Consider the following 20,373-nt stretch of genomic DNA (forward strand, 5'->3'; position numbering starts at 1 on the left):
GTTTAATCTTCTTCTCCTGCCTTCAAATAATACCCGACCCCGCGACGCGTAATAATATACGTTGGTGTCGATGGGTTGTCCTCTACTTTTTCACGAAGGCGACGTACGGTGACATCCACAGTACGAACGTCCCCGAAGTAATCATAGCCCCAAACCGTTTGGAGTAAATGCTCACGCGTCATCACTTGTCCGATGTTTTGCGCGAGGTAATGAATCAATTCGAACTCACGATGCGTCAGCTCGATCTTCTCGTCCCGTTTCGTCACCATGTACGAATCCGGGTGAATCGTCAAGTCGCCGATCACGATATCGTTCGCGTTCGCCCCTTTTGCTTCAGGCGCCGGCGCCGTTGCATGACGTCGCATGTTCGCTTTGACACGAGCCAACAACTCACGCGAGCTAAACGGTTTCGTGACGTAATCGTCCGCACCGAGCTCTAATCCGAGCACTTTATCAATCTCTGAGTCTTTCGCCGTCAACATGATAATCGGCATGTCATACTTCTTCCGTACCTCGCGGCATACTTCCATGCCGTCTTTGAGTGGAAGCATGATGTCGAGTAAGATGAGATCCGGTTGAATCTCTTCTACTTTCACGAGCGCTTCTTCGCCGTCATAGGCGACATGCACTTGGTAACCTTCTTTTTCAAGTTTAAACTTCAATATATCTGCGATTGGTTGTTCGTCATCTACCACTAAAATCGTACGATCCATTCAGTGAGTCCTCCTCTTATCATTAAACGTACATGCCTACATTGTAACTCTTTTTATACAGCTTAGAAAGCGTGGTCCATTTCCGTGGAAATGAAAAAGAGAGCCGCAACGGCTCCCTTTCTTATGCTTCGTAAATGTCACGCAAGATGACCGTCTGCTCACGAGCCGGTCCGACCGAGAAGGTCAATAACTCAATACCCGTCAATTCTTCGATGCGACGCACGTAACGTTTCGCGTTTTCTGGAAGGTCGTCGAAGTTACGAACGCCCGTAATGTCTTCAGTCCAACCAGGAAGTTCTTCGTATACCGGTACACACTTCTCAAGGACGCGGAAGTTCGGAGGATATTCATCAAGATGCTTTCCTTCGTACTCATACGATGTACAAATCTTGAGTGTCTCAAGACCTGTCAATACATCGATTGAGTTGAGGCAAAGATCTGTGATCCCGCTGACACGACGTGAGTGACGAACGACGACCGAGTCGAACCAGCCGACACGACGTGGACGACCTGTTGTCGTTCCGTATTCTTTCCCGACTTCACGAATCGTATGACCGATCTCGTCATCGAGTTGTGTTGGGAAAGGACCGTCACCGACGCGTGACGTATATGCTTTACAGACACCGACAACGTGATGGATTTTTGATGGACCGATTCCGGCACCACTTGATACGCCACCTGACGCCGCATTCGACGATGTGACGAACGGGTACGTTCCGTGGTCGATATCGAGAAGGACACCTTGTGCTCCTTCAAAGAGAACCTTCTTCTCTTCGTCGAGTGAATCGTTCAAGACGACAGATGTATCACACACGTATTTCGCAAACTGTTGGCCATACGCGTAGTACTCTTCGAAAATATCATCAAATTCGACTGGATCGACCTCGTACATTTTCACGAACATGCGGTTTTTCAACTCGAGAACGGTCTTTAATTTCTCTGCGAACACTTCTTTGTCGAGAAGATCTGCGATACGAATCCCGATACGCGCCGCTTTGTCCATGTATGCTGGACCAATCCCTTTAAGTGTTGTCCCGACTTTCGCATCACCTTTCGCATCTTCTTCTAAACGATCTTGAAGCTGATGATACGGTAAGATGATGTGCGCCCGGTTCGAGATACGAAGGTTATCCGTGCTCACACCGCGCTCATGTAAGTAAGCGAGTTCTGTCACGAGTGATTTCGGGTTGACGACCATTCCGTTCCCGATGACACACGTCTTATCCGAATAGAAGATACCCGACGGAATGAGGTGAAGTTTATATTTCGTATCATTGAAGACGATCGTATGACCAGCGTTGTCTCCCCCTTGATAACGCGCGACGACTTCGGCTTGTTTCGATAAGAAATCGGTGATTTTCCCTTTCCCTTCATCGCCCCACTGCGTTCCCACTACGACTACTGATGACATAATGAATCCTCCTTATTGATCAACATTCTGTTCAAACCATCCGTAAGTGTACACTTGAAAAGCGAGAAAGTCAATCCAATACCGAACGTTTTATATAACATGTAACTATTCGTTCGTTATTTTACAAATCACCTATATAAAAAAAGACACCACCGACGTTACATCGGTGGTGCGAAGGCTTGTGTCTCCATATTGACGAACTTGTTGTACTCTTTCCGGAAGGAGAGCTTGACCGTACCGGTCGGACCGTTACGTTGTTTCGCAATGATGATTTCAATCGTATTGGCGTCTTCACTCTCTTTATCGTAATAGTCATCACGGTAGAGGAAGGCAACGATATCGGCATCCTGCTCAATCGCTCCCGATTCACGGATATCCGACATCATCGGTCGCTTGTCTTGACGGCTCTCTACCCCACGAGAGAGCTGTGACAAGGCAATCACAGGTACTTGAAGTTCACGCGCAATCGCTTTGAGCGTACGCGAGATTTCCGATACTTCCTGTTGTCGGTTCTCGCCCGGTTTGCCGTTCCCGACGATGAGCTGCAAGTAGTCAATCATAATCATCCCGAGACCATGTTCTTGCTTCAAGCGACGACACTTCGCCCGAATCTCGTTGACACGAAGACCCGGCGTATCGTCGATGTAGATGCCCGCTTGTGAGAGCGACGACATCGCAAGTGATAAGCGACCCCAGTCTTCCGCTTCAAGGCGTCCGGTCCGGAGGCGCTGGGCATCGATATTTCCTTCCGCACACAACATACGCATGACGAGCTGTTCCGCCCCCATCTCTAAACTGAAGATGGCGACGTTCTCGCCCGTACGGACGGCAACGTTTTGCGAGATGTTCAAGGCGAACGCAGTCTTCCCGACAGATGGACGAGCGGCCACGATAATCAAATCGTTTCGTTGGAAACCGGCCGTCATCTTATCTAAATCCGTGAACCCTGTCGCAATCCCAGTGATCTCACCGCTCGACTGATGCAATTTTTCAATCGTCGAATAGGCATCCGATAGCACGGAACCAATCGGGTGGAAACTGGACTGCCCTTTCCGTTGCGATACTTTTAGAATGTTCCGCTCCGCGTCCGAGAGGACAGAATCGACCTCGTCCTGACGCTCATAACCATCTGAAACGATGTTCGTTGCCGTTCGAATCAGACGACGAAGCGCCGCTTTTTGATCGACGACATTCAAGTAATAGCCGATGTTCCCGATGGCCGGGACGGATTCAGCGACCTCCGCCAAATAGTTGAGACCGCCGATTTCGTCTAAAATGCCTTGCGCCTGGAGCTCTGAACTGAGCGTGACCAAGTCGACAAGTTCGCCCCGGTCATTGATTTTTAACATCGCTTCAAAGATGCGCTGGTGGCTGACGCGATAAAAGTCGTCCGGGTCGACCCGCTCTGAGGCCGTGATCAACCGGTCCGAATCGAGGATGATCGCCCCTAAGACGGCTTGCTCCGCTTCCACGCTATGTGGTGGTGTATTGACTTGAATCGCATCACTCATCCGTCTCTACCTCACCTTCAAGCTTCTTGTACATGTACGTTCAACGTCGCAACGACGTCATGGTGCAACTTCACTGGCACTTTCGTGAAACCGAGCGCCTTGATTGGGTGCTCGAGTTCAATTTTACGCTTATCAATCTTGTAGCCCATTGATTTGAGGGCATCCGCGATTTGTTTGCTCGTGACCGATCCGAACACGCGACCACCTTCACCGGCTTTTGTCGTGACGGCGATCGTCTCTTTTTCAAGTTTTGCCTTAAGTTGCTGCGCTTCTTTCAACTCTTCTTCTGCAGCCTCTTCAGCACGACGTTCTTTCGCCGCGAACGCTTTTAAGTTTCCAGGTGTCGCTTCAACCGCCAAGTTTTTCTTGAACAAGACGTTTTTTGCGTAAGCGTCTGCCACGTTCTTCACTTCTCCAGCTTTTCCTTGCCCTTTTACATCTACTTTCAAAATGACTTTCATTCTAATTCCTCTCCTTCAGTATCATCTGTCAAATAATGATCAATTGCTTCTTTTAACAAGACGTTTGCTTGTTCACGACTCATTTCGAGTTGTGTCGCTGCATTCGTCAAATGTCCGCCGCCATCGAGCATTTCCATGATGACTTGAACATTGACGTCACCGAGAGACCTCGCGCTGATCCCGGTTCGTCCATCCGGTAAAATCGCGATGACGAACGAGGCTTTGACACCCTCCATGTTCAGCAACTGGTCTGCAGACTGGGCAATCAATACCTGGTGATGGGCCTCATCGTCAGAAGCGACCGCGATCGCCATGCCATCTGCGTAAATCTCGGTGTTTTTTAAAATCTGTGACTGTTCGATATAGGCATCGAGGTCTTGACGCATAAAGTGTTGCACGAGTACCGTGTCAGCCCCTTGAATACGTAAGAAGGACGCCGCATCAAACGTACGTGAACCTGTACGGAGCGTAAAGCCTTTCGTGTCGACCATGATTCCTGCAAGAAGTGACGTCGCCTCTAAAATCGAGAGCTTGCGACTTCCCGCCTGATACTCAATCAACTCCGTGACGAGCTCACACGTCGACGATGCATAAGGTTCCATGTACACAAGAACCGGATCCTCGATAAATTCTTCACCACGTCGGTGATGGTCAATCACGACAACACGCTCCGCTCGATACAGGATGTCTTTTGAAATGACAAGTGAAGGACGATGCGTGTCGACGACGACGAGAAGCGTCTGTTCATCGATGAGCGGTTGTGCTTCATATTCGGTTAAGAACTGGCTGTATAACGAGTCATCGTTTTCTACCTCTTGAACGAGACGTTGAATGCCGATGCTCGTCTCACCTGACGGCACAACCACGTACGCCTCACGTCCGACAAACTCAGCTAATTTCATAATCCCGATCGAAGCCCCGAGCGAGTCCATATCTGGGTTTTTATGTCCCATGACGAGGACACGGCTCGATTCGCGAATCAAATCACGCATCGAGTTCGAGATGACACGTGCACGGACGCGCGTCCGTTTTTCCGTCGGGTTTGTCTTCCCTCCAAAGAAACGAACTTTTCCGTTATGGCGCTTGACGACTGCCTGGTCACCACCACGACCAAGCCCTAAATCCAGACTCGACTGAGATAGATTGCCAAGCTCGGTCAATGTCGTCTCACCACATCCGACCCCAATCGATAACGTCAATGGAATCCTTTGTTCCTTCGTCGCATCACGCACTTCATCCAAAATAGAAAAGCGATTGTTCTCCAGTTCAGATAACGTTCGCTCGTTCATCACGAGGAAAAAGCGGTCTGCTGCCGTACGACGCATGTAGATGTGATGCCGTTGCGCCCATTGGTTGAGAAGCACCGTCACACGACGGTTTACTTCGCTTCGCACTTGCTCATCCACTGCAGTCGACATTTCATCGTAGTTGTCTAGATACAAGATGCCAATGACCGTTTGCGTTTGAACATATTTTTGTTCCATCTCTGCTTCCTCGGTCATATCAAACAAATAAAGCGTTTGATGTGTTTGATTGTAAAAAACACGATATACGCGGTCACCCACTTCAATCGTGGCTTCATCCTCTTCCTCTTCAATCAACTCATCGAATGCGGAATGGAGCGCATCAAGCGGTACACCAATCGCCATATCGAGTTCAAAGATCAATCGTGATTGCTCGTTATACCAACTGATTCGTCGGTCTTGATCGAAGACTAAAATTCCGATCGGCATCGTCGTCAACGCTTCTTTTCCGACCTCTTCGATTTGATGAGAGAGTGAAAGGACATACTGTTCCCAATTTTTACGTTCCCGTCGCATCGTCACTTGCTGATAGATGAAAAAGATCAGCGTGCCCATAAACAGGGTGATTGCCGCCACAATGCTGTAGAACGCCAATCCTAACGAGACAAGAAATCCAATCACATATGGAATCATGTGCCGCGCGTATTGGTTCTTCACGGATGTTATTGCTTCACCACTGTGCATGTATGCCTCCTAAAATGAGTAATGTTCACCCATGGAATCGTAAAGGTTTCTGCTCTATCATACCATATTCGTCGGTTTCACTTACACACTTACAAACGAGATGAAATACAAAAAAACGACTTATCCAAAAGGATAAGCCGTTCGTCAAACATTACTCTGCAACGTATGGAAGCAAAGCCATTTGACGTGAGCGCTTGATAGCGACAGTAAGTGGACGTTGGTATTTCGCTGAAGTACCAGTCACACGACGTGGAAGAATTTTACCACGCTCCGAAACGAAGCGTTTGAGCAATTCTACGTCTTTATAATCGATATGAGTGATGTTGTTCGACGTAAAGAAACATACTTTACGACGACGACGACCTCCTGGACGACGTGCCATGTGAAGACCTCCTTTATAAGTTAGTTTTTATTGTCAACAATGATTAGAATGGCAAATCATCATCTGACAAGTCGATTTTGCCGCCACCCGAGAACGGATCTGCGTCAAAACCTTTATTCGAATTCGAGGACTGAGATGAAGTCGAAGCAGCTCCTGCGCCCCATCCTGATCCACTTGATTCACCACCACCGAAGACATCTCCAGATGGTGCTTGCTCACGTTGCCCTGAGGCCCCGCGTGGTTCAAGGAAGCGTACGCTGTCGGCGACTACTTCTGCCCGGTAACGACGTTGGCCATCTTGTCCTTCGTAACTACTGATTTGAAGGCGACCGTCAACGCCGGCCATGCTGCCCTTTTTCAAGTATTGTGCTACGTTCTCTGCTTGTTTGCGCCAAACGACACAATCAATAAAGTCCGTCTCGCGCTTCCCATCTTGTCCAGCGAATGGACGATCGCAAGCGAGAGTAAGGCGTGTTACGGCGATTCCGCTCTGCGTGTAACGCATTTCCGGATCGCGAGTCAATCGACCAACTAACACAACTCGGTTAATCATCTCCAAGCTCCCCTTTCACGATACGAGACGTTAAGGATTAACGCTCGTCTTTTGTTGTCATTTGACGGACAACGTCGTCAGAGATCTTCATGAGACGCTCTGTTTCTTGGATCGCTTTAGGTTCAGCAACGATGTTAAGAAGAACGTAGTGTCCTTCGCGCATCTTGTTGATTTCATAAGCGAAACGACGTTTACCCATGTCTGTTGTTTTTTCAACAGTACCACCGTTTTCAGTGATGACGTTGTTGAAGCGCTCGATCAAAGCTTTCTTCGCTTCCTCATCAACTGATGGACGGATAATGTAAAGAAGTTCGTATTTACGCATTATCTTTCACCTCCTCTTGGACTAACGGCTCCTACCGGTTTGTAGGAGCAAGGAGCAAACAATTGTTTTACTCACGTCATAATATACTATCAAACTTCCTTGACTTTTACAACACGTTTCAGCAAATCAACTTATACGTTGAAGCGGAATGTGACAACATCGCCGTCTTGGAAGACATATTCTTTACCTTCCGAGCGAAGTTTCCCTTGTTCTTTCACTGTCGTCATGTTGCCAGCTGCCGAAAGATCTTCATACGCGACAACTTCAGCACGAATAAATCCACGTTCGAAATCAGAGTGAATGACACCGGCACATTGTGGGGCCTTCATCCCTTGTTTGAACGTCCAAGCGCGAACTTCTTTTTCACCTGCCGTGAAGTATGTCGCAAGACCAAGTGTCGAATACGCAGCGCGGATCAATTGATCGAGTCCTGACTCTTCGATGCCGAGATCTTGTAGGAATTCAAGGCGCTCTTCTGGTTCGAGCTCTGAAATTTCTTCTTCGATACGTGCACAGATGACGATCACTTTCGCCCCTTCTGTTGCCGCATGGTCACGGACCGCTTGAACGTACTCGTTTGAGTCCGCGTCCGCCACTTCATCCTCACTCACGTTCGCCACATAAAGCATCGGCTTCATCGTCAACAACTGGAAGTGTTTCACGATGGCGAGTTGGTCGTCCGTTAATTCAGCGACACGTGCCGGGCGCTCCGACTCAAGAACGTCACGTACGATCTCAAGTGCTTCAAGCTCCTGTACCGCTCCTTTATCTTTTGCTTTTACCATTTTTTGAACGCGTGCGATTCGTTTATCGACTTGTTCAAGGTCAGCTAAGATCAATTCAAGGTTGATGGTCGTGATGTCGTCAATCGGTGAGACGCGTCCCGCGACGTGCGTGATGTTCTCGTCCTCGAAGCAACGAACGACTTGGCAAATTGCATCGACTTCGCGGATGTTCGCCAAGAACTTGTTTCCGAGTCCTTCACCTTTTGATGCACCTTTGACGATTCCAGCGATATCTGTAAATTCAAACGCTGTTGGCACCGTCTTTTTCGGTTTGACGAGTTCCGTCAATCGATCAAGACGCGCATCTGGTACTTCAACGACTCCGACGTTCGGGTCGATTGTCGCGAACGGATAGTTGGCCGCTTCGACTCCTGCTTGTGTAATCGCATTAAACAAAGTCGATTTCCCGACGTTTGGTAATCCGACAATTCCTGCTGTTAATCCCACTAGTAGTTCCTCCTCATCCGGTGTTTCCCGGGAAATGTTAAGCCGTCTGTGGAGTGGGTACCTTCAGTACACCACACCGTCACATCCTTCACAATTATAGATAGTCCACGATTAAACCGCAACTCACGTTCATAACCTAAAGAAAAACGCCGCTTATTCTGCGGCGTTCCCTTGCTCAAGCACTTTCTTGAATCGCTTATCAAAGTCACGGCGTTGCATGAGTACACTTGCTCCGCAACCTTGACATTTGATGCGAATGTCCATCCCTACACGTGTGATTTGCCAGCGGTTCGTCTTGCAGGCATGTGGTTTTTTCATTTCCACAACATCGTTCAACGCATAAGTTTTACTTTGCATGTTCTGTTTCTCCTCCTTTAGGAGTCGAGTTCGGTGGCATCATGACCGTACGTGGATATGGAATTTCAATACCGCGTTCGTCAAGTCCAGCCTTCAACTCTTTATGCAAAATTCGCCCGGCAGCAAAGTGCTGGGTCGGCGGGACTTCCGCCATTAATCGATAGACGACCTCCGAAGGTCCAAGCGATTGGACTCCAGCCAAGTTGATTGGTTCGATGAACAAGTCGTGATAGCGTTCTTCGACCAACTTTGCGATCTCTTTGAGCGCCTTTTCTACTTTTGACATATCTTCCTCATATGCAACCCCAATATCGACAACAGCGACACTGTTTTCAAGGGAGTAGTTCGTCACTTGCAAGATTTGTCCGTTCGGAATAATCGTTACTTGCCCATTTAATCCCTTTAACTTCGTCGTACGAATGCCGACCTCAATGACTGTTCCATCGACTTGCTGGTTCAAATTGACGTAATCCCCGTTTTTATATTGATTTTCAAAGATGATGAATGCGCCTGTGATGACGTCCTTCACTAAGCTTTGCGCACCGAACGAGATGGCAAGACCTGCTACCCCGGCTGATGCGATTAAACCGGCGATATTGACGCCGAACTGTCCGAGCACCGTCAGGACCATAATTAACCCGATCACATAACGAATTGTATTTTGTGCGAGTTTCAATAGCGTCTCGTTTTGACGCTGAGCGACAATGTCGTGTTCTTTTATTTTCCGAAGCGTAAACACACGTTCGACCATCGTCGTCAAAATTCTTGTCGCGATATATAGGCCAAGGATGATGAGTGCGACACCGGCGAGCTTGATTCCCAAGCCAATCCACATGTCTGTATCTTTAAAGTACTCCACGAAGCGGTTTACACTGTCAATCGTTTCGTCTGCTACCGTATTTAAATCTTTTTCTGTATTTTGCGAAGCCATCTTTTCACCTCAAAAGTCGTAGATTCTAAATCATCAAAACATATTTCGCGACTTTTCTCAAACGCCGCATTCGGAAGTTTAGAAGTTTTCCACTTTTGGGAATGGGTTAATACGAGATCAATCCCCTAACTGCAACTAGGAATAGGCAGCTCAGAAGAGAGGATGAGATTCATGCCGTTTCGCCTAAAACCTCATAAACCATACTCTTTCTTCATTGAACACACTGAGCGGAGTGGATCCAGATTACTTGCGGACCAGCTTCATGAACAGTTGGTCAATGAAACACATCGCCCCATCGTCCTTGTTTGCATCGGTTCGGATCGTTCGACCGGTGATTCTCTTGGTCCACTCGTCGGAACGTTTTTAGAAGAACGTCGCATCCGCAACCTACACGTATACGGTACGTTAACGAAACCCGTACACGCGCTCAATTTAGTGGAGACGTTACATGAGATCCAAACCCGCTTCCATCAACCGCTCATCATTGCCATCGATGCTTGTCTCGGACGTTTGTCGAGCGTCGGCTACGTCTTCTTTTCAGAAGGACCACTCGCCCCAGGTGCAGGCGTCCAAAAAGAACTCCCTGCCGTCGGCGCTTATAATATCAAAGCCGTCGTAAACGTCAGTGGCTTTATGGAAATGATGATTCTTCAAAATACACGACTCCATCTCGTCTATGAACTCGCACGCTTCATCACGGAAGGGTTCGTCGATTTCGATTCACGTATCGGACGCCTTCATCACGAAGAAGCCGCAATCACGAGACTTCGTCAATCACGAGACGAATCAAAGTCTTGAGGCGACAACAACGTAAGGAGTTGTTCTAAATCGTCTTGAGAGAAGTATTTTAGTTCTAACACGCCTCCTTTTCGACGAGGACGAATCGACACATCCATTTGAAGACGCTCTGCAAGCACTGCTTCGACCGCTTCGATATCTGCGTTCGATTGCTTCAGCGTCTTTTTTGCTGTGCGCTCTTTTTGTAAGTAACGCTCGAGCCGTCTTACCGTCCAGTGTTCGGCAATCACTCGTTTTGCAATCTGTTCCATCGCTTGTTCTGATTTCATGCCTGTAATCGCCCGTGCATGACCCATCGTCAAATCGCCGACCATGACCGCGTGCTGAACCGCGCTCGGTAGACGAAGCAGACGCAAACTGTTCGTCACATGACTTCTGCTTTTCCCGACCCGGTCTGCCAATTGTTGTTGAGTCAGGCCGAGTGTCTGCATCAATTGTTCATAGGCGACGGCTTCTTCGATGGCGTTCAAGTCGGCACGCTGAATGTTTTCAATCAAGGCCAACTCCATGACGCGATCCGAGTCTGCCGTGACGACTAGAGCGGGAATGTCTTCTTTCCCGGCAAGTTTTGCCGCTTGGAATCGTCTTTCCCCAGCGATGATTTCATAATAGCCGGTCGCTTTTCGTACGACAATCGGCTGCAGAACGCCATACCGTTCAATCGACTGGCGCAACTCTTCTAGTTTCTCCACCTCAAATTGTTTCCGGGGTTGGTTCGGGTTTGGGCGAATGAATTTTAATGCTAATCGTTCCATCTACAAACCTCCTTCATCGTATGAAAAAGCACGGACTCATTTTTGAGGCCGCGCTTTCGGGATGCGAATTCGAATTTCAACAAATTCCTCTTCGTCTACTTCTTCAGTTTGGACATCAATCCCTGTTTTCCCAATCAAATCGATTGAGTCACGAATCGTATTGATGGCGATTCGCGTATCGCGCGCAAAACTTTTCGTCCGGCGACGTTGTTTTTTTGGTTTACGCTTTTCTTCTTCGATTGGCGTTGTCAAAAAGGCGACTCGTTCTTCCGTCTCTTTAACATTGTAATCCTGTTCCAACACTTCCACGAGCACTTGGAGCTGTAGTCCCTCTTCTTTTAACGGTAACAGCGCACGAGCGTGTCGTTCATTGATGCGACGATCGCGAAGTGACTGTTTCACGTCTTCAGGCAACTTCAACAGTCGTAACTTATTCGCAATCGTAGACTGACTTTTCCCTAAACTCTTCGCTAACGCATCCTGCGTCAAGCCGTTCAAGGCGAGTAAACGGTCGTATGCTTCCGCCTCTTCAATCGGACTCAACTGTTCCCGTTGCAAGTTTTCAATCAAGGCGAGCGCAGCCGTCGTGTCGTCGTCCATGTCTCGAACGATTGCCGGAATCGCTGACCAGCCGAGCGATTTCACGGCACGGAAACGACGCTCCCCGGCGATGATTTCATAGCAGTCCCCATCTGCCTTACGAACCACGATCGGTTGAAGCAGTCCGTGTTCCGAAATCGTCGTTGCCAACTCTTCAATTTTAGCCGGTTCGAATACTTTACGCGGTTGATATCGGTTCGGACGCAATCGTGACAACGAGAGCTCCTGTACCGTGTCATCCGCTCGAACTTCTGCAATCTGCGTCACGGCAACTTCGTCTTTTCGATTCACACCGAACAATTTCGCAAATCTATTCTTCAACGTCGGGCACCCCTTTTATGTAAAAAAATAAGCAGACTCCACCACTGGAATCTGCTTTTGTTTCACGTGAAACGACATCATCAGATAAGTGGCTCTTTCGCCGGTGTCCCCGCCTTACGCGGATATTTCCCGGGCGTTTTTCGTAGTTTATCTACAACTACGATATTACGCTCACTCATCTCTCCTGGCAATAGGAACTGGTGTGTCGCTTTTTCTTTCCCGCCAAGGACAGCCAACGCATTTTGGGCGTCTTTCATCTCATCAGATACTTTCGCCGCTTTCAGCGCGACAAAGTTTCCGCCTACTTTTGCGAGCGGTAGGCAGTACTCAGCCAGCACTGTCATGCGAGCTACCGCACGTGCTGTGACGACATCAAACTGTTCGCGGAATTTTTTGTTTTTCCCGAACTCTTCGGCACGTCCATGATGGAACGCGACACCTTCAAGTCCAAGGGCGAGCGCCAACTCATTCAAGAACGTGATGCGTTTGTTCAATGAATCGATGATCGTGACATGTAAGTGCGGGAATAAAATCTTGAGAGGGAGACTTGGGAATCCGGCACCCGCTCCGACATCACATACCGTTTCGACTTTCGTGAAATCGAAATGGAACGCTGCGCTGAGCGAATCGTAAAAGTGCTTCAAATACACTTCCTCTTTGTCCGTGATGGCCGTCAAGTTCATTTTTTCGTTCCATTCAACGAGCATCTCGAAATAGCGCTTGAACTGAGCGAGTTGTGTCTCGTTCAGTTCAAACCCTTTCGCCCGTAACGCTTCAATAAATTGAGATTCGTTCATCGTTTCACTCCACCGTCGCATATTGTCCTTGTTCGATATAGACGAGCAAGATTGACACGTCTGCAGGGTTTACACCTGAGATTCGTGATGCTTGTCCGATCGAAAGTGGACGAACTTGTTTTAATTTTTGTTTCGCTTCTGTCGCAAGACCGCCGATTGCATCGTAATCCAAGTTTTCTGGGATTCGTTTTGCTTCCATGCGACGCATCTTCTCGACTTGTTCGAGTTGTTTTGAGATATAACCTTCATACTTCACTTGAATCTCGACTTGTTCTTTCACTTCGAACGATAACTCGTCCGCAGATGGCACGGCCGTCATGAGCGCCTCATACGTCACTTCTGGACGCTTCAACAAAATGTTCGCATGTGTCGCTTCTTTCAGCGGTTGTGCACCGACCGATTCAAGCATCGCGTTCACTTCAGGCGTCGGTTTGACGACAAGTGATGCGAGTCGCTTCACTTCTTTTTCAATCGCTTCACGCTTCTCATTGAGATGTGCATGGCGTTCTTCTGAAAGTAAGCCGATCTCATGCCCGATGTCGCTGAGACGTAAATCTGCATTGTCATGACGCAACAAGAGGCGATACTCAGCACGCGATGTGAGGAGACGATAGGGTTCGTTCGTTCCTTTCGTCACCAAGTCATCGATTAAGACACCGATATATGCTTGAGAGCGATCAAGGATGACCGGGTCTTTACCGAGCACTTTGCATGCGGCGTTGATTCCCGCCATGATTCCTTGTCCGGCTGCTTCTTCGTAGCCGCTCGTCCCGTTGATTTGTCCCGCTGTAAAGAGTCCTGGAACTGCCTTTGTTTCAAGCGTCGGCCAAAGTTGCGTCGGTACGACCGCATCGTACTCAATCGCATAACCTGGACGCATCATTTCTGACTTTTCAAGACCTGGAATCGTCCGAAGCATCTGATGTTGAACGTCTTCTGGCATACTCGTCGAGAAACCTTGAACGTATACTTCTTCCGTGTCGCGACCTTCTGGTTCTAAGAAGATCTGGTGACGCGGCTTGTCATTGAAACGGACGACTTTATCTTCAATCGATGGACAGTAACGTGGTCCTGTTCCTTTGATTGCACCCGAATACATTGGTGAACGGTGTAAGTTCTCATCAATCAATTGATGCGTACGTTCACTCGTATACGTGAGCCAGCAAGGGATTTGTTCAATTGGATTCAAGTCAGTCGACGTGTACGAGAAGAATGATGGATTCTCGTCTCCAGGCTGAATCTCAGTCTTCGAGTAATCGATCGTTTTCCCATCGATTCGTGGCGGTGTCCCTGTTTTGAATCGTACTAAATCGAGGCCGAGTTCTTCTAAATGTTTTGAAAGCTCGACTGATGGCATTTGGTTGTTTGGACCACTTTCGTATGCCAATTCACCGATGATGATTTGACCACGCATGAACGTTCCCGTCGTGACGATGACTGCTTTCGCGCGATATTCTGAACCCGTGTTCGTTACCACGCCACGCACTTCCCCGTCTTCGATGAGCAATCGTTCAACAAGTGCCTGACGAAGCAATAGATTCGGCTCGTCTTCTAGCACTTTCTTCATGTGATTTTGATATTGGAATTTGTCCGCCTGTGCACGTAGCGCACGTACCGCTGGACCTTTCGACGTGTTGAGCATCTTCATTTGGATGTATGTCGCATCAATCGCACGACCCATTTCTCCACCGAGTGCATCGATTTCACGTACGACGATCCCTTTCGCCGGTCCGCCGATCGACGGGTTGCAATACATGAACCCGACCATATCAGGGTTCATCGTCAGCATCGCTGTTTTGGCACCCATCCGAGCCGATGCGAGTGCCGCTTCAATCCCTGCGTGTCCGGCCCCGATGACGATTACGTCATATTCGCCTGCCGTATAAGCCATATTTGTTCCTCCTTATTATTTCCCAAGACAAAACTGTGAAAAGAGCTGATCAATCAAGCTCTCTTGAACGGTATCTCCATTGATTTCACCGAGCGTATCCCACGCCCGACGTAAATCGATTTGGACCATATCGATTGGCATATTCATGACAGCACTACCGAGCGCCTCATCAATTTGACCAATCGTTCGTTTGATTAACTGAATGTGTCGAGCGTTTGAGATATATGTCATATCTTGCGATTCGACGCCTTTTGCAAAGAAGAGGTTCGCAATCGCCGCTTCAAGTGCATCGATCCCCTCATCTAGTAAGAGCGACGTCGCCACGATTGGACAGCCTGCCGCTAGTTTCTCTAGCTTAGAAGAATCCATGTTTTGTGGCAAGTCTGTCTTGTTGATGATGATGATGGCATTCATCCCTTTGACGGCCTCAAACAACGCCTCATCTTCGACAGTCAGCCCCTCATGTCCGTTTAAGACGAGAAGGACCAAGTCCGCCGCTTCTAACGCCTTCCTCGATTTTTCCACGCCGATGCGTTCAACGATATCCTCTGTCTCGCGAATACCGGCAGTGTCCACCAACTTGAGCGGAACACCTTTCACGTTGACATATTCCTCGATCGTGTCACGTGTCGTCCCCGCAATCTCAGTGACAATCGCTTTCGTCTCCTGCACGAGCGTATTCATGAGTGAGGATTTTCCGACGTTCGGTCGCCCGATGATCGCCGTCGCCAAACCTTCGCGTAAGATTTTCCCTTGTCGCGCCGTCTCGAGCAATTGCTCCAAGATTCGTTTGACTTCGCCGGCCTTCTCTTCGACGATCGCTTGTGTCATCTCTTCGGCGTCATACTCCGGATAGTCAATATTGACCTCGACTGCCGCAATCGTCTCAAGCAGTTGTTGACGCAATTCGCGAACGAGTCGCGACAAACGTCCTTCCATTTGAGACATGGCCACGTTCATCGCCCGATCCGTTTTCGCACGAATCAAGTCCATGACCGCTTCGGCCTGTGATAAATCGATGCGGCCATTTAAAAAGGCGCGTTTCGTGAACTCGCCCGGTTCTGCTAAGCGGATGTCGGGTTGGTCGAGAATGAGTTCTAGCACACGATTGACCGCCACGACACCTCCGTGACAATTGATTTCGACGACGTCTTCTCGTGTAAACGTCTTTGGTGCTCGCATGATACTGACCATGACTTCATCTACGACTTCGCCCGTATCAGGACGTTTTAATGTTCCATAATGAATGGTATGTGAATCGACCGTTGTTAAGTCTTTTCCAGAAAACACATTGTTCACCGTTTCGACCGCCAAATCGCCTGATAATCGGACGATTCCAATGGCACCTTCACCCATCGGCGTCGAAATCGCTGTAATCGTGTCAAACTCTAGCATCTTTCTCCCTCCAAACCTAAACCATCTTCTTCTATCATATGCATAACGAACCTACTATACACGATATTCGACTTGAACGAAAGAGTTCACCCGCCGATGAAGTCATTGCAGTTCCTATCATTATTTTCGTACAATAAAGGAATATATTGACAGAGAGGAGAGGGATGAACATGAAGCAACAGGAAGCGATTCAACTTATTACGGAACGATTAAAACAGGATGAGGCAGTTCAAGCAATTTTTTTGAAAGGCTCTTTCGGCAGGGGAGAAGCCGATGAGTATTCAGATATCGACCTCTATGTCATGGTGCACCCCGATCAAGAAGAATCGTTTCTATCAAGACGACTCGATCACCTTCGTGCGTATCGACCTGTTCTGTTGAAAGACGACATCTTCATTGTCGCCCCACAACTCATCGTCGTATTCGACGATTTTCTTCACATAGACTTATTCACCGTCACTAAAGACACCTTGAACCATCAGGACTCAATGCAGATTCTCTACGATCCGCATCATCTCCTGATAGCGCATGAAAGCTCGTTACAGATTGAGGAAAAGACGACAAGTGACCATGCCTTCGACACCGTTTGGTTCTTTTTCCAATATACGAAATCAAGAAATCGCGGTAACGACATTTGGGCAGCCGAAATGCTTCGTCAAGGAATGGTCCATTTTGCATATGTGTTAGCCGCTCACCATACACCGGATCGGGCTTCCCTCGGTTTAAAGGATATGACGCAGCGACAAGAAATCGACCTACATCCAATTTATAATCAATTGACTCCAACGCATCATGAAAAAGCCGCCCGACTCTATATCGAGCGACTTAAAGAAGAACACCCTTTCTTCCAATCCTTATCCGGCTACAATGTGTTCGGATCGTTTATGGAACAGTTGCTTCAACGAGAAACAAACCGTCCTTGAAAGAGGACGGTTTGTTTTTTAGTAACGTGCTTGTCGTTTCGTCGAACGAATCGTGAAATAGAGGAACAATTCTAGAATTGCAATGGCGATGAGGATTCCACCGAAAAGCTGGAATAGGACAAGTAGGCTACTGAACGGATTCGTCAGCATGAGAATCCCGACACCAATCCACAGTAGACTGCCAATCAAAAACCAGAGCCATCGCCCTGCCATCGATTGACGGTAACCGAGCGCCTGAATGAGGCGAATGATTCCTCCAAATAAAAACAGCGCCCCGATTAAAATCGGGAGTAGACTAGCCAGCGTCTCGGCGAAGAAAAAGACGACCGCTGCCAAAATCAAATAGATGAGACCCATAAAGAAAGCCGGCGGTAATCCGCCTTGTCGTCTGCGAACTCCCTGAAAGATCATCCATATGCCCATGATCGCCAAGTATCCGGCAATCACGTACACCATGACATCAAAGAAAAATCGAGGGTACAGTAGAATAAGAACACCGAGCACAAAGTAAAGGATGGCTTGCCATAACGTCGAACGTTCTACACGATGAATAAATGCCTCCATGTTTCCACACCTCCATTTACCCGTTTCTTTCATTATTCCCGTCTTCTCAACATACAATCCCACAAAAAAAGCTGAGTGTCAGAAGACACCCAGCCTAACGATTATTTACGTTTTTTCTTTTTGTTTTTCTTCTCTTCTTCAGCAAGCGCTGCACGCTCTGCTTCTTTCGCAGCGATTTTCGCTTCTGCTGCAACCTTCATCTTCTCACGCATCGGAAGCATGATGGCCATCGTGACGATGATTGAGATGATATAACCGACTACCCAGTACAATGAGAGCGCGGCTGGAAGGTTGATCGACATGATGAAAATCATGACCGGGAAGATATAAAGCATCATCTTCAATTGTGGGTTCTGTTCTTGACCCGCCATTGAGATTTTTTGTTGGACGAACGTCAAGATCGCCGCTAAAATCGGCAAGATGAACGTTGGGTCTGGAGCACCGAGGTCGAACCATAAGAAGTTCGCTTCGAAAATCTCAGGTGTGCGACGAATCGCATCATAGAACGCGAAGAGAATCGGCATTTGAATCAAGATTGGCAAACACCCTGCGAGCGGGTTGATTTGATACTCCTGATAAAGCTTCATCATCTCTTCTTGAAGTTTACGTTGCGTTTCTTGGTCTTTCGAGCTGTACTTCTCACGAAGCTTCAACATTTCTGGTTGCAAGACTTGCATCGCACCCATACTCTTCGTCTGCTTGATCATGAGCGGGAGAATCAACAAACGAACAATGATTGTCGCGATGATGATTGAAATCCCGTATTGCCACGATCCACCGACTAAGTAAGCAACTTCCTTCAAGAGCCATGCGAGCGGCCATACAAAGTACTTCGCCCAGAAACCTTCTGTGTCAGCCGTCACTGGTTCGGCTTGGATGGTAGACGGATCCACACAGCCTGCCATTAGCATAATGACCGCAGTCATGGCAGCGAGTAATCCTAATTTTAGCTTTTTGCTCATAGTTCCTCCTACGCTTTCTTTATCAATTCTTTTTTAACGCACACGTCAATCGGGCAATCTTATAAGACTCTGATTATATGAGAGAACAAATTCAGATTGTCATGGTCACCGGCTTTGTTTTTGCCAAACCTTCGCTCGTTTGAATACGTGTTTCAAACTCTCGGTCACTTCCGACTGCGTCAATGCGGTCGCAGGCTTCCGGGCGATGATCACATAATCATTCGGTGCAACGTTCGGTTCAAGCAAGCGAAGCGACTCACGCATCAATCGTTTCATGCGGTTTCGTTCTACAGCATTTCCAAGCTTTTTGCTGACAGAAAGACCCACTCTGAAATGCGTTTGATCCGCTTTGAGCGTGTAGACGACAAACTGACGATTGGCCACGGAGCGTCCTTCGCGAAACACCGCTTGGAACTCTTCATTCTTTTGCAGGCGGTATTCTTTTTTCAAAATTCTCACTCCATCCTTCGCTTCAAAAATCGTCAACTAACATCATATCATATCCGCATCATTTGAACGAGGGAGAATCCATGAAATGCTACGTTTCTGTGACAAACTAAAAAATTGCCCGAGGAAAGGATCCCCGGGCAATCTTCATTCGAAATTATACAGTCAAGGCTTTACGGCCTTTACGACGACGAGCAGCAAGAATGTTGCGACCGTTTTTAGTCGCCATGCGTGCACGGAATCCGTGAACTTTCTTACGCTTACGGTTGTTAGGGTTGAAAGTTGGTTTCATGGTTACAGCACCTCCTCAAGATTAACGCTCTATTAGCAAGTTATAGTTTCATTTAAGGCAGTCTTTAAGATTATATAAATCGAATCAACAATTGTCAATGTATTTTCGAACGGTTTTCGAATCGGGGAGATTACGTGATCGAGAGGTGTCATTGGAGATTGTTTAACTTTGTCTAGAACGACTTATATGGGTCCAGATTGACACGAAACCTTAACGTATTTCTTAAACGGTCTTTATAAATAGCGATGTTGAGCCATTTTATCCACATATTCACGAAGTTATCCACATTTATATGTGAATAACTCTTCTTTTTTCATGTCTAAATTCTTTATTTTTTCATTTTCTTCTTTTACAAAAACTTTCTCTCAATTCACTTCCTCCTCTTTTGTGCATAACTTTTTCAGTGACCTTTCTATCCAAACACCTTTATCCACAACATATCCACAGTTTATCCACAAAACACACAGCATGTGGATAAGTGGGTGTGGATACTTTTCTTTGTCTGTGGATAAATACCGAAAAGCATTGCCACGTCTATTTTATTTTGCTAAACTGAATGTGCACAAACTTGTGGATGAACAATTCGTGATTCCGAGATATACACAGGCTGTGGATAAGTGTTATCCCCATAATGAACACCATGTGGATAACTTTATCCACAGTTTTTGTTCTCTGGGGATAACCCTAGTTTCTACTATAGAATAGTGTATGTGTATATCGTGTGAATAAGTTTTACCAAACATGTGAGTAAAGGAGGTCTTTCA

At 47.5% G+C, this 20,373-nt stretch carries 22 protein-coding genes; 2 read left to right on the top strand and 20 right to left on the bottom strand.

Features of this window, described 5'->3' with window-relative positions; genetic code table 11:
* Nucleotides 1–2 precede the first annotated feature (2 nt).
* The 11 genes from yycF to AC5LIL_RS14645 form a co-directional block, all read right to left on the bottom strand.
* On the bottom strand, nucleotides 3–713 hold the full coding sequence (gene yycF, locus AC5LIL_RS14595; RefSeq protein WP_015880237.1) for a response regulator YycF: 711 nt from the start codon (nucleotides 711–713) through the stop codon (nucleotides 3–5).
* A 121-nt stretch (nucleotides 714–834) separates the two neighbouring features.
* Complete coding sequence (locus tag AC5LIL_RS14600) at nucleotides 835–2,124, bottom strand: adenylosuccinate synthase (protein WP_074034026.1); 1,290 nt, start codon at nucleotides 2,122–2,124, stop codon at nucleotides 835–837.
* Nucleotides 2,125–2,282: 158 nt separating this feature from the next.
* A complete protein-coding gene (dnaB, locus tag AC5LIL_RS14605) occupies nucleotides 2,283–3,635 on the bottom strand; it encodes a replicative DNA helicase (protein WP_015880235.1) in 1,353 nt (450 codons plus the stop codon).
* A gap of 17 nt (nucleotides 3,636–3,652) precedes the next feature.
* On the bottom strand, nucleotides 3,653–4,096 hold the full coding sequence (rplI, locus tag AC5LIL_RS14610; protein WP_214696532.1) for a 50S ribosomal protein L9: 444 nt from the start codon (nucleotides 4,094–4,096) through the stop codon (nucleotides 3,653–3,655).
* Nucleotides 4,093–6,084: a DHH family phosphoesterase gene (locus tag AC5LIL_RS14615; protein ID WP_214785437.1), complete on the bottom strand. Its 1,992-nt coding sequence runs from the start codon at nucleotides 6,082–6,084 to the stop codon at nucleotides 4,093–4,095. The genes rplI and AC5LIL_RS14615 overlap by 4 nt, the downstream gene beginning before the upstream one ends.
* A gap of 151 nt (nucleotides 6,085–6,235) precedes the next feature.
* The gene (gene rpsR, locus AC5LIL_RS14620) at nucleotides 6,236–6,466 is read right to left on the bottom strand and encodes a 30S ribosomal protein S18 (protein WP_015880232.1); all 231 of its coding nucleotides are present in this window, start codon (nucleotides 6,464–6,466) and stop codon (nucleotides 6,236–6,238) included.
* 43 nt (nucleotides 6,467–6,509) lie between these two features.
* On the bottom strand, nucleotides 6,510–7,019 hold the full coding sequence (gene ssb / locus AC5LIL_RS14625) for a single-stranded DNA-binding protein (RefSeq protein WP_015880231.1): 510 nt from the start codon (nucleotides 7,017–7,019) through the stop codon (nucleotides 6,510–6,512).
* A 37-nt stretch (nucleotides 7,020–7,056) separates the two neighbouring features.
* A complete protein-coding gene (gene rpsF / locus AC5LIL_RS14630) occupies nucleotides 7,057–7,344 on the bottom strand; it encodes a 30S ribosomal protein S6 (protein WP_074034039.1) in 288 nt (95 codons plus the stop codon).
* A gap of 131 nt (nucleotides 7,345–7,475) precedes the next feature.
* The gene (ychF, locus tag AC5LIL_RS14635; RefSeq protein WP_214696529.1) at nucleotides 7,476–8,576 is read right to left on the bottom strand and encodes a redox-regulated ATPase YchF; all 1,101 of its coding nucleotides are present in this window, start codon (nucleotides 8,574–8,576) and stop codon (nucleotides 7,476–7,478) included.
* Between the two features lie 153 nt (nucleotides 8,577–8,729).
* A complete protein-coding gene (locus AC5LIL_RS14640) occupies nucleotides 8,730–8,933 on the bottom strand; it encodes a DUF951 domain-containing protein (protein ID WP_015880228.1) in 204 nt (67 codons plus the stop codon).
* The gene (locus AC5LIL_RS14645; RefSeq protein WP_271305794.1) at nucleotides 8,923–9,864 is read right to left on the bottom strand and encodes a mechanosensitive ion channel family protein; all 942 of its coding nucleotides are present in this window, start codon (nucleotides 9,862–9,864) and stop codon (nucleotides 8,923–8,925) included. Before AC5LIL_RS14645 ends, AC5LIL_RS14640 begins: the two co-directional genes overlap by 11 nt.
* Before the next feature lie 171 nt (nucleotides 9,865–10,035).
* On the opposite strand from AC5LIL_RS14645, the gene yyaC reads away from it, so the two are divergent.
* Complete coding sequence (gene yyaC, locus AC5LIL_RS14650) at nucleotides 10,036–10,662, top strand: spore protease YyaC (RefSeq protein WP_214696519.1); 627 nt, start codon at nucleotides 10,036–10,038, stop codon at nucleotides 10,660–10,662.
* Here the strand turns inward: yyaC and AC5LIL_RS14655 are convergent.
* From AC5LIL_RS14655 to mnmE, 5 genes are all read right to left on the bottom strand, one after another.
* Nucleotides 10,635–11,417 (bottom strand): ParB/RepB/Spo0J family partition protein, encoded by a 783-nt coding sequence (locus tag AC5LIL_RS14655; RefSeq protein WP_074034048.1) that lies wholly within the window; start codon nucleotides 11,415–11,417, stop codon nucleotides 10,635–10,637. The two genes, yyaC and AC5LIL_RS14655, sit on opposite strands and share 28 nt — an antisense overlap.
* Before the next feature lie 36 nt (nucleotides 11,418–11,453).
* Nucleotides 11,454–12,338: a nucleoid occlusion protein gene (gene noc / locus AC5LIL_RS14660; RefSeq protein WP_074034050.1), complete on the bottom strand. Its 885-nt coding sequence runs from the start codon at nucleotides 12,336–12,338 to the stop codon at nucleotides 11,454–11,456.
* An 80-nt stretch (nucleotides 12,339–12,418) separates the two neighbouring features.
* Complete coding sequence (gene rsmG, locus AC5LIL_RS14665; protein WP_214696505.1) at nucleotides 12,419–13,135, bottom strand: 16S rRNA (guanine(527)-N(7))-methyltransferase RsmG; 717 nt, start codon at nucleotides 13,133–13,135, stop codon at nucleotides 12,419–12,421.
* A 4-nt stretch (nucleotides 13,136–13,139) separates the two neighbouring features.
* Nucleotides 13,140–15,026, bottom strand: a complete 1,887-nt coding sequence (gene mnmG, locus AC5LIL_RS14670; protein WP_214785436.1) for a tRNA uridine-5-carboxymethylaminomethyl(34) synthesis enzyme MnmG — start codon at nucleotides 15,024–15,026, stop codon at nucleotides 13,140–13,142.
* A 15-nt stretch (nucleotides 15,027–15,041) separates the two neighbouring features.
* Nucleotides 15,042–16,421 (bottom strand): tRNA uridine-5-carboxymethylaminomethyl(34) synthesis GTPase MnmE, encoded by a 1,380-nt coding sequence (gene mnmE / locus AC5LIL_RS14675; RefSeq protein WP_499824515.1) that lies wholly within the window; start codon nucleotides 16,419–16,421, stop codon nucleotides 15,042–15,044.
* A gap of 170 nt (nucleotides 16,422–16,591) precedes the next feature.
* On the opposite strand from mnmE, the gene AC5LIL_RS14680 reads away from it, so the two are divergent.
* A complete protein-coding gene (locus tag AC5LIL_RS14680; RefSeq protein ID WP_499824516.1) occupies nucleotides 16,592–17,344 on the top strand; it encodes a nucleotidyltransferase domain-containing protein in 753 nt (250 codons plus the stop codon).
* Nucleotides 17,345–17,362: 18 nt separating this feature from the next.
* On the opposite strand, the gene AC5LIL_RS14685 is transcribed toward AC5LIL_RS14680, so the two are convergent.
* The 4 genes from AC5LIL_RS14685 to rpmH all read right to left on the bottom strand — a co-directional run bounded on the left by AC5LIL_RS14685 (nucleotide 17,363) and on the right by rpmH (nucleotide 19,609).
* Nucleotides 17,363–17,908, bottom strand: a complete 546-nt coding sequence (locus AC5LIL_RS14685; protein ID WP_214761215.1) for an HdeD family acid-resistance protein — start codon at nucleotides 17,906–17,908, stop codon at nucleotides 17,363–17,365.
* A 101-nt stretch (nucleotides 17,909–18,009) separates the two neighbouring features.
* Nucleotides 18,010–18,870 (bottom strand): membrane protein insertase YidC, encoded by an 861-nt coding sequence (gene yidC, locus AC5LIL_RS14690; protein WP_499824517.1) that lies wholly within the window; start codon nucleotides 18,868–18,870, stop codon nucleotides 18,010–18,012.
* A 105-nt stretch (nucleotides 18,871–18,975) separates the two neighbouring features.
* Nucleotides 18,976–19,320, bottom strand: a complete 345-nt coding sequence (gene rnpA, locus AC5LIL_RS14695; RefSeq protein WP_147537828.1) for a ribonuclease P protein component — start codon at nucleotides 19,318–19,320, stop codon at nucleotides 18,976–18,978.
* A 154-nt stretch (nucleotides 19,321–19,474) separates the two neighbouring features.
* A complete protein-coding gene (gene rpmH, locus AC5LIL_RS14700) occupies nucleotides 19,475–19,609 on the bottom strand; it encodes a 50S ribosomal protein L34 (protein ID WP_015880216.1) in 135 nt (44 codons plus the stop codon).
* Between the last annotated feature and the right edge of the window lie 764 nt (nucleotides 19,610–20,373).

The sequence above is a fragment of the Exiguobacterium sp. RM11 genome (genome assembly GCF_059821525.1).